The organism is Sulfidibacter corallicola (assembly GCF_017498545.1).
GTDB classification, from domain to species: domain Bacteria; phylum Acidobacteriota; class Holophagae; order Acanthopleuribacterales; family Acanthopleuribacteraceae; genus Sulfidibacter; species Sulfidibacter corallicola.
In genome coordinates this window covers 4,558,009-4,576,829 of the sequence record NZ_CP071793.1, presented here as the reverse complement: position 1 = coordinate 4,576,829, position 18,821 = coordinate 4,558,009, and the positions used below count along the sequence as shown (strand labels likewise).

General features: G+C 61.1%; 8 protein-coding genes. 1 reads left to right on the top strand and 7 read right to left on the bottom strand.

Annotation, left to right across the window (positions count from 1 at the left end; all coding sequences use genetic code 11):
- Nucleotides 1-190: 190 nt before the first annotated feature.
- Nucleotides 191-1,384, bottom strand: a complete 1,194-nt coding sequence (locus tag J3U87_RS13405) for a hypothetical protein (protein WP_237383554.1) — start codon at nt 1,382-1,384, stop codon at nt 191-193.
- On the bottom strand, nt 1,384-2,304 hold the full coding sequence (locus tag J3U87_RS13400) for a serine/threonine protein kinase (RefSeq protein WP_237383553.1): 921 nt from the start codon (nt 2,302-2,304) through the stop codon (nt 1,384-1,386). The genes J3U87_RS13405 and J3U87_RS13400 overlap by 1 nt, the downstream gene beginning before the upstream one ends.
- Nucleotides 2,305-2,875: 571 nt before the next feature.
- Here J3U87_RS13400 and J3U87_RS13395 point away from each other — a divergent pair.
- Nucleotides 2,876-6,109, top strand: coding sequence for a ligand-binding sensor domain-containing protein (locus J3U87_RS13395; protein ID WP_237383552.1), 3,234 nt, complete (start codon nt 2,876-2,878; stop codon nt 6,107-6,109).
- A gap of 1,638 nt (nt 6,110-7,747) precedes the next feature.
- Here the strand turns inward: J3U87_RS13395 and J3U87_RS13390 are convergent.
- From J3U87_RS13390 to J3U87_RS13370, 5 genes are all read right to left on the bottom strand, one after another.
- Nucleotides 7,748-8,629 (bottom strand): glycosyltransferase family 2 protein, encoded by an 882-nt coding sequence (locus tag J3U87_RS13390; RefSeq protein ID WP_237383551.1) that lies wholly within the window; start codon nt 8,627-8,629, stop codon nt 7,748-7,750.
- Nucleotides 8,630-8,708: 79 nt separating this feature from the next.
- Complete coding sequence (locus tag J3U87_RS13385; protein ID WP_237383550.1) at nt 8,709-10,541, bottom strand: motility associated factor glycosyltransferase family protein; 1,833 nt, start codon at nt 10,539-10,541, stop codon at nt 8,709-8,711.
- Nucleotides 10,542-10,662: 121 nt separating this feature from the next.
- A complete protein-coding gene (locus J3U87_RS13380) occupies nt 10,663-13,887 on the bottom strand; it encodes an efflux RND transporter permease subunit (protein WP_237383549.1) in 3,225 nt (1,074 codons plus the stop codon).
- The gene (locus J3U87_RS13375) at nt 13,884-17,399 is read right to left on the bottom strand and encodes an efflux RND transporter permease subunit (protein WP_237383548.1); all 3,516 of its coding nucleotides are present in this window, start codon (nt 17,397-17,399) and stop codon (nt 13,884-13,886) included. The genes J3U87_RS13380 and J3U87_RS13375 overlap by 4 nt, the downstream gene beginning before the upstream one ends.
- Before the next feature lie 134 nt (nt 17,400-17,533).
- The gene (locus J3U87_RS13370; protein WP_237383547.1) at nt 17,534-18,637 is read right to left on the bottom strand and encodes an efflux RND transporter periplasmic adaptor subunit; all 1,104 of its coding nucleotides are present in this window, start codon (nt 18,635-18,637) and stop codon (nt 17,534-17,536) included.
- Nucleotides 18,638-18,821 lie beyond the last annotated feature (184 nt).

The following is an 18,821-nucleotide window of genomic DNA, read 5'->3' as shown; positions in this document are numbered from 1 at the left end:
CGGTGGCCAGACGATCGCCGTGAGAAACCCATGCAGAAGCGTCCCGCTCGCCGATGGGTAGCGTCGAGCAGGCTCGGTTGGAGCCCGGATCCAGGCTGTTGCGCGAATCCGGGCAGCGGCGTTCATCGATCGGGTCTCGGTCGAGCGGTCACGGCGGCCGTGGGCGCCGCCGTGGCGGTCACGACGCGGCTCAGATGCGCATCGTGGTTCGAAAATTCTCGATGCCGATGTTCCACTGGGCCAAGTGGCTGTTGCCCGAGCGATACTCGAACGTGATGCCCGACTCGAGGAGCTGGTCGTACAAAGCTCCGGCGCGGCTGATCATGGTTTGGATCACGTCCAATCGATCACTGGTGTTGCCGCCCCGCTTCATCTTGGCCAGGACTCGGCGAATGCAGGACCAGTGATGCAGCGTGGCCACCCCCAGCGACCAGTGGGTCGAGGCTTCCGAGAAATCTTCGGCCAGGTGGTGGTCGATCTCAGTATCCGACAGCGCCCGTTCCAGTTTGCCCTTGGTTTGAATCGCCGACAGTTCGGGCACGAACAGGACCGAATTCATCAGCGGTAGCGACGTGTAGCGCGGCCGCGGCTTGCGGCCGCCGTGAATCGGCTTGAACTTATCCGAATGAAAAAACCGCTGCGACTGATACCAACCACAGGCCGTGGCGTAGGCGCCCGCCGCCTGGATCGGCAGCCCGATCAGGTCGGTATAGCCGAACACGACCTTGTAATCGTTCAGATCGCCCAGCACGTGGGTGAAATACAGCATGTTTTCCAGGATGTTGGTCTCGATCTGCTGGGAATAATAGGCGTCCCTGCGCTTCACGATCACGTAGAAGCCGGCGACGTCGAACAGGGTCACCATGTCCAGGAACTCCTTCATGGAGCTCGCGTGACGGAACGCCGTTTCGTCGATGACCAGCGAGAGCAGCAGCGGCTGACGCGGGAATTTGTGGGCGTATTCGGCCGACTCCTGGGCCAGCGACAGCGCCGTCTGGCACCAGGGATCGGTGAAGTCGTCGAACGGGACCGTGGCCGACAGCAGAAAATCCACCGGCAGGCGGCGTTGGTAGTCCAGCGTCTGCCGGGCGAACTTGGTCAGGTGCCTCGCCGGGAGCAGGTCCTTGCGCGACAGGGATCCGCGGTAGTAGGGATAGAGCGGAAGGTTTCCGTCTTTGGCCGGAACGGTGGTGGACACGTAGAATTGGGGGTCGATCAACAACTGGGCCTTGGGAAAATCGCGATCCAATTCGGTCACCAACTTCTCCAGATCTTCCGGCTTCTCGTCCTTGGGCGAAAGGATTACGCCTTCGATGGCGTCGCCCGCCAAGCCCGCTTCGATCTTGTCGGTTTTTCCGTACCCGTGTTGTGCAAAAAGGTTCATTATCGGCCTCCTATTTGTTCTCGGACTCCTTCCAGGGCCCGAATCACCTGGTGGCAATCGCGGAATCGCAGGTGCGGTTCCTTGCCGAGCAGGCGCATGACGGTCTCTTTGAGCCTCGGCGGAATGCCGGGGCGGTGGATTTCGGGATCTTCGGGATCGGCGACCAGAATCGCTTCCAGAATGTCCATGTGCGAAGGACGGCGGCGGGGATCGAAAAAGGGGTGGCGCCCGGTAAGCGCCTCGTAGAGCACGATGCCCAGCGAGAACAGGTCGGAGCGGAAATCCATCTGGCGCTTTTTGTGGGATTCGGTCTGCTCCGGCGACATGTACATGGCGGTACCGGTAATCAGGCCGGTCATGGTCAGCGACTCGACCATCACGTCGAAAGCCAGGCCCATGTCGAGCAACACGAACTGGCCGTTGCTGCGGCGCATGATGTTGCCTGGCTTGATGTCGCGATGGATTTTGGCGAAACGCCAGAGCTCGGCGATCGCCATCGTGACCTCGATGCCCAGCCGGCAGACCTCGTGCAGCGAAAGGACCTTCCGTTCGCGGATGTACTCCTTGAGGTTTTGACCCTCCACGTACTCTTCGGAAAAGTAAATCAATTCCTGGGGGCCGTATCTGGCGTAGCCGATGGGTATCGAACCCAACTTGATGACGTGCGGCGAACGACAACTGGCGATGATGTCCACCTCGCGCCGCGTGCGGGCCAGCACTTCCTGAGAGACATCCACCTCGAACGTGATGTCCTCGTAAATGGTGCCGACGGCTGCCAACAGGAACTTGAGCGCGATGCGGTGGTTGTTGACCTTGCAGGGAAAGACGATTTTTTGGCCGCCTTTGATGGGCTCTTCGACTTCTTGGGTTTGGGGAATGATCAGGGCCACGTCTTCCTTGGACAGCTCGGGGACTTGCATGGGGTTGCCTCCCTGGTGGACTGGGTGTGGAGAGGGGGAGCAGGCGCGGCGAAAAAGTGAAGGGCCGTTCCTCCCTGTCGACATATATATTTTCTCACAGTGGCAAGACAGCCCTTGTCTTGGCGAGCAAAAAAACGCAATTCTTTTTTTGTCTCGTCATTGGCGTAACATGCTTGAAGTATTGAGATAATGAAGTGTGAGGGGCTGTGGGAGGATCTGCTTATGGTAGGCCCCATTTTTGGATGCGATTTTTGCTGGTCCGCGACTCCAAACTCCCCGTTTCCGAGCCTCGAAAAATGGGCGTAGGCCGGTGATCATCCCTCTCTCGACCGCCCCGAATTTCGGGGTTTCCGAAAATCGGCGCGTGGAGGAGCCCAGTGCCGGAACGGTTCGGACGGGGCAACCTGGAAATAGGTACGAGGTTCGTTTTCAGTGGGACCCATCAATAGTGGTATTCTTAAAGTCGGCGACGGGTAGCAAATCGCCAAAGAAAAAAATCACTTTTCCGGGCGATATGAAAAAAGCGTTTGTTTCTCTCGTAGATGCTGTCTTTGTACTTCTTGGAAAATGTTTGTCCGTCTTTCGCCGCGGACCCTGGGTCGGGCTCTTTCTGATCGGTGTTCAAGGAATCGCCCAGAACGTCAATCTCAAATCCTACTCGGTGAACGAGGGCCTGCCCCAAAACCAGGTACTCAGCCTCTACCAGGACCAAAAAGGTTTCATCTGGGCCGGGACCTACAGCGGCCTGGGCCGGTACAACGGCTCTCATTGGCGGATCTACACCAAGGAACACGGGCTGTCGCGCAATTTCATCACCGACATCCACCACGACGCCAAGGGACGCCTGCTCGTCGGCACCCGCAACGGATTGAATCGCCTGGATGCCGACGATCGCTTTCACATTTTCGCCAAAGACCCGTTCTGGGCCGAATGCAACGTCGCCGACATCCTGCTCGATCGCGAAAAGCGGTTGTGGGTGGCGACCACCTCGGGACTGGCGCGGGTGGTCGACGGAAAGACACGCGTCTTCACCACCGAAGACGGCCTGCCTTCACTGCAGTGCAACGCGGTCTATCAAACCTCGGACGGCCGAATCCTGGTGGCCACCAATACCAAGGTTTCCGAGATCGTCGGCGATCAGGTCTCGGTTCTGCCCGTGAAAACCTTCTTCAAGGATTTGGAAATCAGCAGCCTCATCGAAGCGCCCGACAAACGCCTGCTGCTGGGGACCAATCGCGGCCTGTTGGTGTACGCCAACGGGCGGTTTCTCCTGTTCCGGGTGCGGGACCGGGTGATTTCATCGGAGATTTCGTGCAGCGAAATGGGGCCCGACGGGATTTTGTGGTTCGGCACGGCGACCCAGGGCGTCTTCGGATTGCGTTACGAATCGACCCAGGCCGAGGGCCTGCTCGAGCCCGAGGAAATCATCGATATCGATGCGGGAGCCGGTTCGCCCAACCTCAATACCTTCTCCCTGATCGCCGACAGCGAGAACAACCTCTGGTTCGGTACCGACATCGCCCTCACCAAATACACGCCCAGCCCGTTCACCTACTACACCACCTATCACGGTCTGGCCAACGATTTCGTGCGCGCGCTCCACATCGACCGCAAGGGTACCTTCTGGATGGGCACCCGCGACGGCCTCAACATCATGACGCGCGACTACCGCATCGAATCGTTCGATACCTCCAAATTCCTCAGCCAGCGCATTTTCTCCATCGCCCAGGCTCCGGACGGCACGATGTTCTACGGCACGTTCGGCGGATTGACCACCATCGATCCCCAAGGCGGCCTTCGCAACTACACCATCGTGGACGGATTGGAGGAAGACTACGTTCGGTCGGTCTTCGTGGATTCCAAGGATCGCGTGTGGATCAACTCCATCGGCCTGGCCCGTTACGAGAACGGGGAGATCGTCCGCATGCCCGAGGGCCATCCGCTCCTGGAACCGACCGTCTACGACGTGGTGGAAGATCAGACCGGCATGTTGTGGCTCGGCAGCGATCGCGGCCTGATCGGCTTCCGCCCGGAGACCGATGAAATCCACACCTTCAAAGAATACAGCGACGTGACCGTCTGGGCCGTCGATTGCGACCGGGACGGCGTCGTTTGGGCCGCTTCCAACGGGCACGGCCTGTTTCGGGTGGAGGGTTTGGAGCTGACCCGATTCACCACGGAACAGGGCATGGGCAGCAATTACGGCTGGCAGGTCCTGTGTCAATCCAACGGCGCGTTGTGGTTCGGTCACAACCGCGGGTTGGACGTGTTGGAGGATGGAAGGATCCGACACTATTCCACGCGTGACGGCATGGCCGAGGACGAGGGCGCCGCCGCGACGGTCATCGAGGATTGGAACGGCAACTTGTGGTTCGGTTCCTCTTCCGGTATCACGCGGTACGATCCCGACCAGGAACCACCGGCCGCGACGGCGCTTCCGGTGTATCTCGAGACCGTGAACGCCAACGAGTTGAACCTGAATCTGGCTCGTTCCGCCGAACTGACCCACGATCGCAACAATCTCGAGTTCCAGTTCTCCGCCCCCCATTTCCGCAAGGAAGAAGAGGTGCGCTTTTCGTTTCGGCTGGTGGGATTGAACAAGGGTAAATGGTCGGCCCCGACCACCGACACCCACGTCCGGTTCTTCAACCTTTCGCCCGGTCGCTATCGATTCGAGGTCCGGGCCGCCACCCAGGATGGCCTGCAAAGCGACATCGCCTCCTATGCGTTTCACATCATGCCGGCCTGGTGGGAAACCTGGTGGTTCCGTCTGCTGGGCCTGGTCGGCATCGGCATCCTGGTCTTCGGCGTGGTGGTTCGCCGCTTGGCGCGGCTGACGCGGCAGCAGGAAGAATTGGAACGCCTGGTCAACGAACGCACCCGTGCCCTGCAATCGGCCAACTCCGAGCTGGTCGAAGCCCAGGAGCGACTGGTGGAAACGGCCCACCGGGCCGGTATGGCCGAGATCGCCACCGGGATCCTCCACAACGTGGGCAACATTCTCAACAGTATCAATGTCTCGGCCGAGATGATCGTGACCATCGTCCAGAAATCGGACGCCAGCGGTTTCTTGCGCAAGTTCGTTCAGGTGATGGAAGCCAATCGCGACGACATGGCCCATTTCCTGATCGAAACGGAGCAGGGCCGCAAGGTGCCGGAAACCCTGAGCCGCACCCTGAGCATCATGGAACGCAACCAGGAAAAGGTCATGAAGGAAGTGAACCAGTTGCGCGCCCAGATTCACCACATCAACGAGATCGTGCGTACCCAGCAAGCCTACGCCAAGGTCGAAGGCTATTACGAGATGGTCGATGTCAACATGGTCATCGAAGACGGGGTGCGCATTCTGGCCAACATGATCCACAACCGGTCGATCGAGCTGGTGCAGGATCTCAAACCTCTGCCCGCGATTCGGGTGGCCAAGATCAAGCTGATGCAGGTCATCACCAACCTTCTCAAAAACGCCATCGAGGCCACCGAGAAAAAGTCCGATCCTCGCGAACGCCGCATTCAGATCCATTCGCTGGTCACCGAGGACAACGAGATCGAAATCCAGATTCGCGACAACGGCATCGGCATCCACAACGAAAAGGCGGAGCAGCTCTTTTCCTATGGATACACCACCAAGGAAGAGGGGCACGGTTTCGGTCTGCATTTTTGCGCCAATGCCATGACGGAAATGCAGGGACGCATTTCGGTGCGCAGCGAGGGCATCGGCTCCGGGGCCTGCTTCGTTCTGCAGTTACCGATCGATTCCGGCCAAAAAGCGCATCGCCCGGCACCGATGGGCACCCTTTCCGCGTAGCACTGGGCGAGCCCGCTGGATGTACTTTTCGAAGTGATTCAGCCTAGGAGTTCCCGTATGCTGGAGAGGGTTGCCATTGCGGTGGGTTGGTCACGGGGGCGGTATGCCCGCCGGGCCGACGCGTCGAAGCAACATTTGCCACGTCTATAGGTTACTCCAAAGAGCGAAGCGCGCCCTCCCAAGCGAAGTGATCGGTTAGCGGAGTTCCCGCATGTAAAGAGAGACGTCGTGCCTGTAGGTTGGCCCGCCGGGCCGACTAATCGAAGCAACCAAAGCAACAGCAAGCAATTACGCCAAAGAGCGAAGCGCAGAATCTCCCCCGAGACCCCAATCCGAAGCCGCAAAGTCCAAAGTTCCCGCATCGCAAGAGGGGCGTCGTGCCTGTAGGTTGGCCCGCCGGGCCGACAAATCGAAGCAACCCAAGCAACAGCAAGCAATTACGCAATTGAGAGAAGTCGATCATTTCCCCTGACGACTCCAATCGAAAGCCGAAAAGTCCAAACTCCCCGCATCGTGAGAGAGACGTCGAGCCTGTCGGTGGAGCAGCTTGCTCCACCAATCGAAGCGACCCACGCAGCTTCAGCAACATACCCCTAAAAGCGGAGCCTACCCCTTTCCTCGATCGCACCCGCTCGAAGTGACTGGCTTTCAAAGTCTCTGCAGGAAGAGAGACGTCATGCAGGTACAGCAGGGGCGGTCAGCTCGCCGGATGTACATGTCGAAGCGACCCAAGTTACCGATCAGAATGGCCCCGGGAGCGGAGCTCCTCACCTTCGATTGAGCAAAAAACGACGAGCCCGACACTTAGGGTCGGCAGGAGGTTGTATTTCGCTTCCGCGGATCACTCGAAAATTGGGGGCTCCGCTCTGTTGTATCGGTTTTATTCGCCGCCAAGTCGCTCTGAAAAGTCGGCCCAGCGGGCTTACCGCCCCTGATGTACCTATCTGGCATGGTACCCCTTTTCAACGTTTGGGAACTCCTTGGATGCGTCGCTCCGAAGTGTCGGGCTGGCAGCCCAACCTACCGCGACGACGCCGCTCTCGAAATGCGGGAACTGCGTGCATTGGTGGCTTTGAAAAGTACATCCAGCGGGCTTACCGCCCCTGATGTATCTACCTGGCATGGGACCCCTTTTCAACGTTTGGGAACTCCTTGGATGCGTCGCTCCGAAGTGTCGGGCTGGCAGCCCAACCTACCGCGACGACGCCGCTCTCGCAAATGGGGGAACTGCGTGCAGTGGTGGCTTGGAAAAGTACATCCGGCGGGCTTACCGCCCCTGATGTATCTATCTGGCATGGGACCCCTTTTCAACGTTTGGGAACTCCTCGGATGCGTCGCTCCGAAGTGTCGGGCTGGCAGCCCAACCTACCGCGACGACGCCGCTCTCGAAATGCGGGAACTGCGTGCATTGGTGGCTTCGAAAAGTACATCCGGGCTTACCGCCCCCTGGTGTATCTACCTGGCATGGTATCCCTTTTCAACGTTCGGGAACTCCTCGGATGCGTCGCTCCGAAGTGTCGGGCTGGCAGCCCAACCTACCGCGACGACGCCGCTCTCGAAATGCGGGAACTCTCAAGTGATTCGCTTCGATTTGGTCCCTCTTCACCGCTGATCTGGAAACCAGAAACACGGTGGAAATCAGCTCGAGGACGACCGCGCCGCCGCGAGTTCCTGTTCCAATCGGGTGCAGCGGGCCTTAAGTCCTTCGTAGGCGGCGAACAACGACTTCAGCTTTTCCAACGAGAGCTGGGCGACCTCGTTTTCCCGTTCGTGACTCTGGCTCCGGATTTCGGCGATCTGGGTCTCGTATTCGGCGACCATCCCGGCCACGTGCTCGCGGAAGAATTCGAGGTGGTTCGCGACGATCGTGGCTTTGAGATCGCGGCGCTTGGTCTCGGAGGTCTTGATCATCGAGCCCTCGCGATCTCGGTACTGGAACAGCGGGCGTTTGACCAGGGACCAACGGTACCCCTTGGCCACGATGGCGATCCAAAAGTTCCAATCCTGAAAGCCGCTGAGGTTGCGTGCGTATCCGCCGACCTCGTCCCAGCAGGTGCGACGGAACAGGGAGGCCGCGTGAACCACGTTCTCCACCAGGAGTTTGACGGGATCGTAATCGGAGCAGTACCAATAGGCACGCTGGGCGCCGAACACCTTGACCGTGGTGGTGACGAAGCCCAGCTCGCCGGCGCTGTCGCCTTCGAGAACGGGGACGCACTCCGCCAAAAAATCCTTGTGAAAGCGGTCGTCGGCGTCCAGGCAGGAAATGTAGCGGCCACGAGCCCGCTCGATGCCGTAATTGCGGGTGGCGGGCAAGCCCTGGTTTTCGGTGTGGAAGACCGTCGTGTTCGGCTTGCCTTCCTGGGCGGCAAGGCGCGCCAGGGTCTCCGTGTCCGTGGAGCCGTCGTTGACCACGATGATCTCGTAATCTTCGAACCGTTGGGCGAGTACCGAGTCCACGGCTTCGTCCAGAAAGGCGCCCAGGTTGAAACAGGGAATGACGACACTTACAGACACCATGTCTTCCTCCTCGAGGTGATTGCTCCGTGCTCGGTCTTGTCGAGGGCCATCGATCCCCTGGTTTTGCACGCAACATCGGTCATGAGCCCTCCTCCATCGCCCGATCCAGTTCGGCGACGATCGGGGTCAGGGAATCCAAAGCTTGGTCGAGGGCCCCGAACAGGTGCGCCAATTCGGTCAACTCCCGTATCAGATCCGGTTCGGTGGATGCTGGCCGATCGGCTGCCTCTACCTGAAGATCTTCCGGAAGGAACGCACCAAGGAAGGGCAGCTCGTTCTGCCATTCACCAAAGTGCCGGTTGAATCGGATCAGCTTTTGAACGACCTCGCGCCGCCAGTCCGGTTGGCGCTCGAGCCGGGAAGCGCTACCAGCCACCTCGTTCCGAAAAGCGGTGAACGCGCGAACGCCCCGACGAATTCGGTCCAGCCGCTGTCGAATTTCCCCGATCACGGAAGCTCGTTCGGCCGCCGTGACGGCTTCCGAGGGATCGAGTGCGGGAAGGCGGTCCAATCGGTTGCGAATGGTCTCGGCGGACACCGCTTCGCGAATCAGCGCTTCGCGGAGCTTGCATCGATCGAAGCCGGGCAGGTGGGCGCCGCCCTCGGTCGCATTGAAAAAGGCTCGCGCTGGAGAGCGCGCACGGTAGGATTCGAGGGCTTCGCCGTACCAGTCGCGGAAATGCAGGTAATGGGCGAAGGTGTCCACCTTGCCGCCAAAGTAGCCGCGGGTGGACCGTCGGTCGTTGGCGGTGAAGGCGAACGCCGGATTGTAGTGGGACGCGGCATAGTGGCGCTTGCCGGAATTGGCCAGATCCTGGCCGATCAGAATGACCGGATCGCAACCGAACAAGGTGGCCAGGGAAAAGGCCTCGGTCGCTACCGAGCCCGCGGTGGGCAGCGGGAGGTGGCGCAGTTTGGGCTGTCGGTCGGCCAGCCACCGCGAAACGAGATTGGTCGGGTTCTGGTAGATGTAGGTCGCCTGGTGGGGCACGCTGTGCATCTGGTGATGGCATTGCTCGGAGAGCAGGAAGATCGTTCGCGTCAGATGGGTACAGGTGTCGATCAGGTGCCGGTAATCCTCGGCCTCCGTGTGCACCAGGAAGTGGGGTTCGATGCCGTAACGCTCGAGCGCGCGGGCGGTGCGCGCCAAGGCGAAGACGAGTACCCGGTCGCGAAACGGGGTCAAATCCGCCAAATTGCGCTCCAGCGAAGGGCCGGCCACGGCGATGACGGCCGGCAAGCCCCGATAGTGGTTGACCAGCCGCTCCGCGCCCGGCGCCCGGCTCCACAAGGGGAAGGCCTGCAACGTGGCCGTCATGAAGTCGCGGAAAAGGGTGCGCTCCGCTTGCTGGACCACCCCGAGCCGGTTCCGTTCACTCTTGATCAGTTCCAGGAACTCGGTCAGAAGCTGGGGAAATTGCTGGCGGTGATAGGGGCTGAAAACCAGGCTCAGTTTGCGGACGCCCTTGGTGAGATGCCGGCGCAACAGCAGGCGCAGGCGCTTCAAATCCAGGCAGAGATGGCAGCGCCCCTGATCGGTGAGTCGGCGCAAGTCACGGTGGCGCAGGGCCGCTCTGACGAAATCGGTCTCGGGCTCGAAGACCAGCATGGGTGTCGCTGACGGAGGGGCGTCGGCTTCGGCAAAGAATCCCAGGCCGAAGCCGAAGTGGATGTGGAGCGCCGCATCGCCGGGTTCGGCGCCGTCCGTGGTCGCACCGACGACCGAAATCGCTTCCTTGATCGGATCGTAGCGGCTGTGAACGAAGCGCCCACTCTTTGCGAGAGTGAGCCCGCCTTTGCGCGCGGGCTGGACGCGGACGTCGGCGGCAGTGTCCAGGCAGCCGAGGGCCAGCACCAGGTCGGGATCCCAACGGCGCAGACAGGTCAGGTTCACTTCCTCAAAAGACGTCATTTCAAGGGGTTCGATGGCGGTGACTCCGCGAGTGCCGGCTGAAAGGCGATGTTTCGTCCATCTTAGGACGGCGCCGCGCAGGGGCCAAGCGCAATTCCCGGAATGAACGACTCGAAGTGATTCAGCTTTCCGTCTCGGCCTCTTCCGGGGGCGACAACCTGCGCGCCACGCTCGCCCGTTGCACGATCGAGGTAACGCGCTCGCGGGCGTCGTCGAACAGCGTGTAGGCCCAAGGCACCACCAGCAACGTGAGCACCGTGGCCGTCGTCATGCCCGCGATCAGCGTCAACCCGAAACTCATGTAATCCAGGCCCATGCTGCTCTTTTCGGCGAAAGTCAGCGGGATCATGCCGATGATCGTGGTCATCGCCGTCATGGCGATCGGCCGGAAGCGCCGGTCCGTGGCGAGGAGAATCGCTTCCGAACGCGGGTGGCCCTCCGCCCTCAGGCGAATGACGTAGTCGATCAGCACGATGCCGTTGTTGACCACGACGCCGATCAGCAGAATGCAGCCGATGGCGCCCAGCATGTCCATGGGTTTGCCCGCCAGGAAATGAATCCAGGCGACCCCGATGCCCGCCATGGGAATCGTGATGATGATCGACAGGGGCAGGATGAAGCTCTCGAACAGCAGGCCCATCAGAAGGTAGATGAACACCACCGAAATCAGCGCGGCAAACTGCATGTTCTTCAGTTCTTCCTCGTCGCTGGAGGCGTTGGAGGACACGTTGAAACTCAGGCCTTCGGGCAAGTCCACCTGAGCGATCAACTGGCGCAGCGCGGCGCGCGTCCGACCGACCCGATCGGTATCCAGCTCGAGGGTGATGGTGCGCGAGATCTGTTTGTCGCGGCGCCGGATGGAGGTGGGTGTTTTCAGCATGTGCATGTTGGTCAGCGCCGAAAGCGGCAGCACGCCGTCCTCGGCCGTGGGAACCCCGAAAGTGTGAAGGTCGGCGAGGGTTTCGCGGTCTTCTTCCTCGAAGCGGACCCGCACCGGGACTTCGCGCGTTTCTTCGCGGTATCGCGGCAATTGGCTGCCGCGCAGGGCGAAGCCCACCACCCCGGCGATCACGTTGGGATCCACGCCCACTTGCTGGGCTCGGTCGCGATCCACCTGGAGCGCCATTTCGTTGGGCGGTAGCTCCACGTTTTTCTTGGCGCCCAAGACCCCCGGCACCCGGGTCAAGACCGACTCCAACTCGTCCGCGGTACGGTCCAGTTGGTCCAGGTCGTCGCCGTAGATCACCAAGGTGAACACGTCGTCCTTGCTGTCGTCCTCGCTTTCGTTCTCGTCGCCCAGGTAGTATTTGACCCCTGGCTTTTCCGGCAATTGCGCACTCAGCTCCTTGACGATCTGCTTGACGTCGGCATCCGGCATCTTCTTGCGATCGAAGGTGCCCTGGACCCTGCCGAACCGCGTGCGGTGGAAGATGAAGTAAAAGGTCAGGTTGAGCTCTTCCTTGTTCGATTCGAGCACGGCCTCGATGGACCGGAACAGTTCCCTGGATTCCTCGAAGGAGTAACCGCGCGGCAGCGAGACGTCGATGTTGAACCGGTTGCTGCTCTCTTCGTCGGAGGTGGTGAACTCCACCTTTTCGACGATGGCGCCGGTGGCGGCCAGGGTCAGTACCAGAACCAACAGCATGTCCAGTCGATGCTTTAGAAAGAAGGCCAGCAGGCGATTGTAGGCATGGTTCACGGGGGAAAGGGTCAATTCGTAGCCTCGACGCAGCACCGCATTCAACTTCAGGTGCACCGTCTTGAACAGGCTCGAGCGGTAGTTCATGTCCTTTTCGGAGAGCGTGAGGTAGGTGCTCAGCGGGATGAAGACCAGGGCCACCAGGAGCGAAGCCACCAGCGACACCGAAATGGGGATCGAGAGCCGCAGCAGGAAGAACTGGGCCTGGCCTTCCACCAGCGAGACCGGCAGGAAGACGATCACGGTGGTCAGCGTCGCCATGGTGATCGCCAGGGCGATTTCACCGGCACCGCGGATACAGGCATCGCGTTTGGACATGCCGCTCTGATACCAGCGGTGGATGTTCTCGGCCACGACCACCGAATTGTCCACCAACAGCCCGATGCAGATCACCAGACCGAGCAGGGTCAGGATGTTGAGGGTTTCCCCCGCGAAGAACATGACGATCAGGGCCATCACCAGGCTGAGCGGAATCGAGAGCGCGATGATACCGGTGATGCGGAACCGGCGCAGGAAAAAGAGGAGCACGATCATGGCCAGGCCGATGCCGATCCGGCCGCTGGACAGCAGGTTCTCCAGCGACTCCTGGATCAGGTCGCCCTGATTGAACAGCAAGGCCGTCTCCACACCGGACAGCCGCGGATTGTCCTTCATCGCGTCGAAGGTTTCCTTGATGCGGCGCGAGACATCCACCGTATTGGCCTCGCCCTCCTTGAGCAGGACCAGCGCGTAGGCGTCCTTGCTGTTGACGCGCACGCTGTAGTCCTTCTCGGGCTCCTCGTACTTGATCTTGGCCACGTCCTTGAGACGCAGGTTCTCGGCGACGATGCGGTTCTCCAGTTGCTCCAGGCTGTGGTAGCGGGCCATCGAGCGCAGCAGGAACTTCTTGGATCCTTCGCGGACGTGGCCGCTGGCCAGGGTGAAGTTGTCACCGCCCAGGTCCTGCGAGAGCTGGTAGATGTTCAAGCCGTGGGCTTCCAGCATCTCGCGATCGGCCTCGATCAGAATCTCCTTCTCCTCCAGGCCGTCCACGTTGACGCTGGCGATGCCCTCCAAGCGCTTGAAGGGAAACACGATCTGCTTTTGGATCAGATTGTAGGGATCGGCCAGCGAGGCATCGACCGCGACCCCGATGACGGCGACCGGAACACCGCTGGTATCTTCTTTACTGAGGAACACCCGATCGGCATCGTCGGGAAACAGGACGCGGGCCCGTTCCACCCGGTCGCGCGTTTCGCGGTAGGCGACGTCCATGTCGATGCCCTGTTTGAAGACCAGGTTGACGGAGGCACCGTTGGCGTCGGTGCGGCTGCGCACCGAATCGAGTCCCTTGACCGTGCTGAGCTCGTCTTCGAGGGGGATGGTGATCTTGTCCAAGACCTCGCGAGCCGGTGAGTTGCGCCAGGGGACCGTGACCCGGATCGAGTCGCTCTCGAATCCGCGTGGAATCAGTTCCAGGGGAATGCCCAGCGTGGCGATGACGCCCACCACCAGAATGGTGCAGAACAGGACGAGCACCGTGATCCGACGGTTCAACGAGAAGGTCGTCAGCATGTTGCTGAGCTGGACCGAGGTGTCGGCGTGCTCGTTCGGATCGGTGGGAGTGGCGGGCGGCGTCTCCCGTTCGGGCGTTTCACCTGGCATCATGGCGTGGCTCCCGTGATCGGCTCCATGGGTTCGTCCTCGCGGGACAGGCCCAAGACCTTTTCCTTGAGGTTGTCGACGATGGCGTAGATCGCCGGAATGAAGATCAGGGTCAGGACGGTCGAGCTGAGCAGTCCGAAGATGACGGCAATCGCCATCGGGGTCCGGATTTCGGCGCCGTCGCCGTGGCCCAGGGCCATCGGCAACAGCCCCAACACGGTGGTGGCGGTGGTCATGAGGATCGGCCGCAGGCGCACCTGGCCGGCGGTGACGATGGCCTCGATCTTGTGGTGACCACGTGCTTTGAGGGTGTTGATGTAATCTACGAGCACGATGGCGTTGTTGACCACGATGCCGGCCAACATGATCATGCCCAGGAAGACGACGACCGAAAGGCTGATCTTCAGCCAGGCCAACCCGAGCATGGTGCCCAGAAACGCCAGCGGAATGGTGAACATGATGACGAAGGGGTAGATCAGCGACTCGAATTGGGAAGCCATGATCACGTAGACCAGGAACAGGCTGAGGAACAGGGCCAGGTAGAGGCTGCCCGAGCTGCGCTCCATTTCCTCGTTTTGGCCGGTGATGTAGAAGGCCGTGGCCTCGGGCCAGTTGATGTCGTCTCCCAGCGAGACCTCGATCGCCGTCACCGCCTCGCTCAACGAGCCGCCCGCCAGGTTGGCCGTAATCACGGCGGCGCGACTGCCGTCGATGCGGCGCACTTCGCTGGGTCCTTCGTCCAGGTAGAGTTCGGCAACGGACTCGAGCGGGATCGGGTTGTCCTCGGTGGGGTTGATGGTCAGGAGCGAGACATCCTCGACGGTGTGGCGGTCGCGCTCTTCGAGGCGGACCAGGATCGGGATGCGGCGGTCCTGCAGGTTGTACTTGGTGGCTTCCTCACCCTTGACCTTGTTCTTGACCAGGTCGGCCACCTGGCGAAGGTTCAGTCCGTAGCGCAGGATCTTTTCGCGATCGAAATGGATCTGGATCTCCGGCGCACCGGACTTGAGGGTCGATTCCACGTCGCTCAGGTTGGGGATCTGCTCCATCAGCAGCCGCGCCTGTTCCGAGAGGTTCTTGAGTTGGGCCAACTCGGTACCGTGAATTTCCACCTCGATCGGGGTGGTCGCGCTGAACAGCACGGGCCGCACGACGCGAATGTCCACGTCGGGCAGGTTCTCGAACTTGGCCCGCAGACGGTGAACCACCTGTTCTTCCAGGGCCGCGGGCTCGTCGCTGGGTTCCAGGAGCACCTTGAACTTGGCGGAGTGTTCGCCTTCGTCCGAGCGCTTGGTGTTGGTGACGTCGTACCCGTAGGTGACCAGCAGCTCGCGAATGTGTTCGGCTTCGGCGAGAATCGCCTCTTCGATCGGGGTGAACACGGCCGAGGTCTGATCGATCGGGGTGCCCACCGGCAGGCTGGCTTCGATGGTGAACTCGCCCTGGTGGATCTCCGGCAGCAGTTCGCTTTCCAGCGAGCGGGCGATTTCCCAGGTGAACCAAAAGCAACCGACCAGGAGCAGGACCATGGTGATGCCGTTGTTCACGGCCCATCGGATCACGGGCGGGTACAGGCGCTGAAGCCCTTCGAGCATGGCGTCCATGAGTTTCAGCGGCAGCCAGGAGAGTACGCGGAACAAGGCCACGAACAGGGGCGCCAGCAGGCGAGTGACCAGGAAGGTGATGCCGAATACGACGCCCTGGATCAGGTTGCCGACGAGTTCCAGAACCCAACCGATGATCAATCGGGCCGGGAGGTACAGGGTCAGGGTACCCAAGACCTTGGCGAGGAGTGGGCCCTCGCGGTACAGGTCGAAAACCTGCTGGTGCGAACGAAACGAGACGATCTCGCGGGGCGAGAACCGCGTGCGTTCCGCCAGGTTCAGGCCGCGCCGGCTGGCCAGCATCGGAATCAGGAACAGGGCGACGACCAGCGAGGCCAGCAGCGAGTTGACCACGGCCAGGCCCAGATCGCCGAACACCTGACCGGCGATGCCCTCCACGAACACCATCGGAAAGAAAACCGCGATCGAGGTCAGGGTCGAGGCGAACACGGCGCCGCGCACTTCTTTGGTGCCGCGAATCGCCGCCGTCATGACCGTGTCGCCCTCCTCGATACATCGGTAAATCGACTCCAGCACGACGATCGACGAATCCACCAACATGCCGATCCCCAGTGCCAGACCGCCGAGCGACATGATGTTGAGCGAGACGCCCATCAGGTTCAGCGGGGCGAAGGTGACCAGCAGCGAAACCGGAATGCTGACGCCGATGATGACGGTCGATTTGAAGTTGCGGAGGAACAGAAAGAGGATGATGACCGCCAGGATGCCGCCCTGAATGGCGGTGTTGCGCACTTCCTTGATGGAACTCTCGATGAAGATCGAGCGATCGGCGACCACTTTGAGCTGGGCGCCTTCCTGGTCGAACAGGCGCTGGGCCAGGGCCACGTCCTTCGAGCCGCGCCGCCCGCCACCGGGGCCGCGCAGGTCGCGGTTGTGCCTGCGACCGCGGGGATTGCCCCTACGTTGCGCCAGTTCCCCGTCCTCCTGGCTGCGTTCCAGGTCGGTCTTGATCTCGCCGATCTGGGTCTTGATCGATTTGGCCAGGGAGACGATGTTGGCGTCCGCTTCCTTGTAGATCTCCACGATCACGCTTTCGGCGCCGTTGGTCTGGGTGATGATCTCCCGTTCCTTGTGGGATCGGGCGACCTGCGCCACATCGCGGACCCGGATCATGCGGTCCTCGAACTTGGCGATGATGGTCTCGCGAATCTCCTCCAGGTCGGTGTACTCGTTGAGGGTGCGGACCATGTATTCCGTGCGGCCTTCCTTGATGGTCCCACCGGCCACGTTGATGTTCTCCTGGGCGAGGCGATCGATGACCTGTTTGATCGAGAGCCCGGCGCGGCGGATGGCCTGCTCGTCCAACATCACCTGGATCTCTTCTTCCAGGCCGCCGCGAATGCGCACCGCGGCCACGCCCTTGACCGGTTCCAGCTCGCGCTTGATCTGCAGCTCGGCGATGCGCCGCAGGCGCCGCAGGCCCTGCTCGCCTTCGAAGCGATCGCCCTTCCCGGAAAAACTCAGTTCCATGATGGGATCGAGCGAGGGATCGAAGTGCAGGATCAGGGGGCGTTCGGCGTCGTCCGGCAGGAAGACCAGATCCAGCTTTTCCAAGACGTTCTGGGTGGCTTCCGACATGTCGGTACCCCAGACGAATTCCAGGACCACGTCGCCCACGCCCGAACGGCTGGTGCTGCTGATCTGGTTGAGGCCGCCCAAGACGCTCAGCGCCTCTTCGATGGGGCGGCTCACGTCGTTTTCCACTTCTTCCGGGGCCGCGCCCGGATACTCGGTGCGAACCGTCAAGGTGGGGTAGCTCAACTCCGGCATGAGGGTCAGCGGCAGGCGACCGATCGAAAAGTACCCGAACACCGTGGCGGCCAGGAAAATCATGACCACCGCGACCGGTCGTTGGGTGGTGAGCTGGGAAAGGGGATCGTCCAAACGCATGGGTCTACTCGCTTATGAATCCTTGGATGTCTCCGTTCCGCGGGCGTGACGCCGGGCGGAAGCCTGAGAGAGAAGGGGTATCGTGAGCTGCCGGGAGCTGCGCGGTGCCCCTGCCGGGCATCGCGACGGGCGGCTCAGTCCGCGTTGTCCTGGTTCCGGCGACGGACTTCGCGTCTTTCTTTCTCCGAATCCTCCGCAACCGGTTTGGGATCGCCGGGAATGCGGACCAGGGCGTTCGGTTTCAAACCGGCCTGGCCGGCGATGACGACCTGGTCGCCGGCCGCGAGCCCCGACTCGGGTTCCACGAAGTTGCGATCGGTCAGGCGTGGCGTGATTTCCAGGCGCTCGACGCGGCGCTTTTCGCCCATGCGGTAGACGAAGATCTGGTCGTTGTCGTACACCAATGCCTTTTTCGGAATCAGGACCGCATTTTGTTTGGTGTTGAGGACCAGGTCCACGTTGACGTACATGCCCGGTCGCAGGCTTTCCAGCTCGTCGACCCCGACCGTGACCTTGACCGTCCCGGTTTTCGCGTCCACCGTGGGTGCGATGCGGCGGATCGATCCATGGAAATCCGAGTCCGCGTAGATCGGGGTGCGAATGCGGGCTGGCAGTTCCAACCGCAAATCGGGCAGGTATTTCTCCGGGACGTAGAGGCGCGCGACCACGGTGCCGAAGTCCACCAAATCGAAAAGGTGTTGGTTGGCGGAGATTTGGTCGCCGAGGTTGACCAAACGCTGGGTGACGGTTCCCGCGATCGGCGCGCGAATGACGGTGTAGTCCAGGTCGAGCTCGGCCTCTTTGAGGGAGATTTCCTGCTGTTCGGCCTCGGTTTTGGCGTCGTTGTAGGCCTGCTCGGTGGTCATGTTCTTTTCGAAGAGCCGGCGTTGCCGATCCAGTTCGCGCTTGGCTTTGGCCAGGGAGGCCTGGGCCTTTTCCACGACCAGGCGCTGGTTGCGGTTTTCCAGGCGGGCCAGGATCTGGTCTTTTTCGACCACGTCGCCTTCCTCGACCAGCAGTTCGACCAGCTCGTTGGTGGTCCGGGCCAGGACTTTGACTTGCTCTTCGGCTTCCAGGGTGGCCGTCATTTTGAGGATGGCTTCGATGCCGCCGGTGTCGATGGTGGCCACTTCGACGGGCACGGCTTCTTCTTTCTTGTCGCGGCGCTTGGCGTTGTCGGATTCGTCTTTGTTCTGAAAAGAGTCGCAGGTGATGAGGAGCAGCGCGAGGGGTAGCATGGCCGCCCATCGCCACGGTCTGTTGAAGTGGCTGGGTGTGGTCATATGTCGTGTTCCCAATGGCAATCAAAGATTAGGGAGACCGCGGGTCGCGAACCGGCTCAGGCGGACTGGGACGCGGCGGTCATCGATCGAGGACGAGTTCGCCCTCATCATAACCCGGAACGCCGAGGCGCCGGGTTTC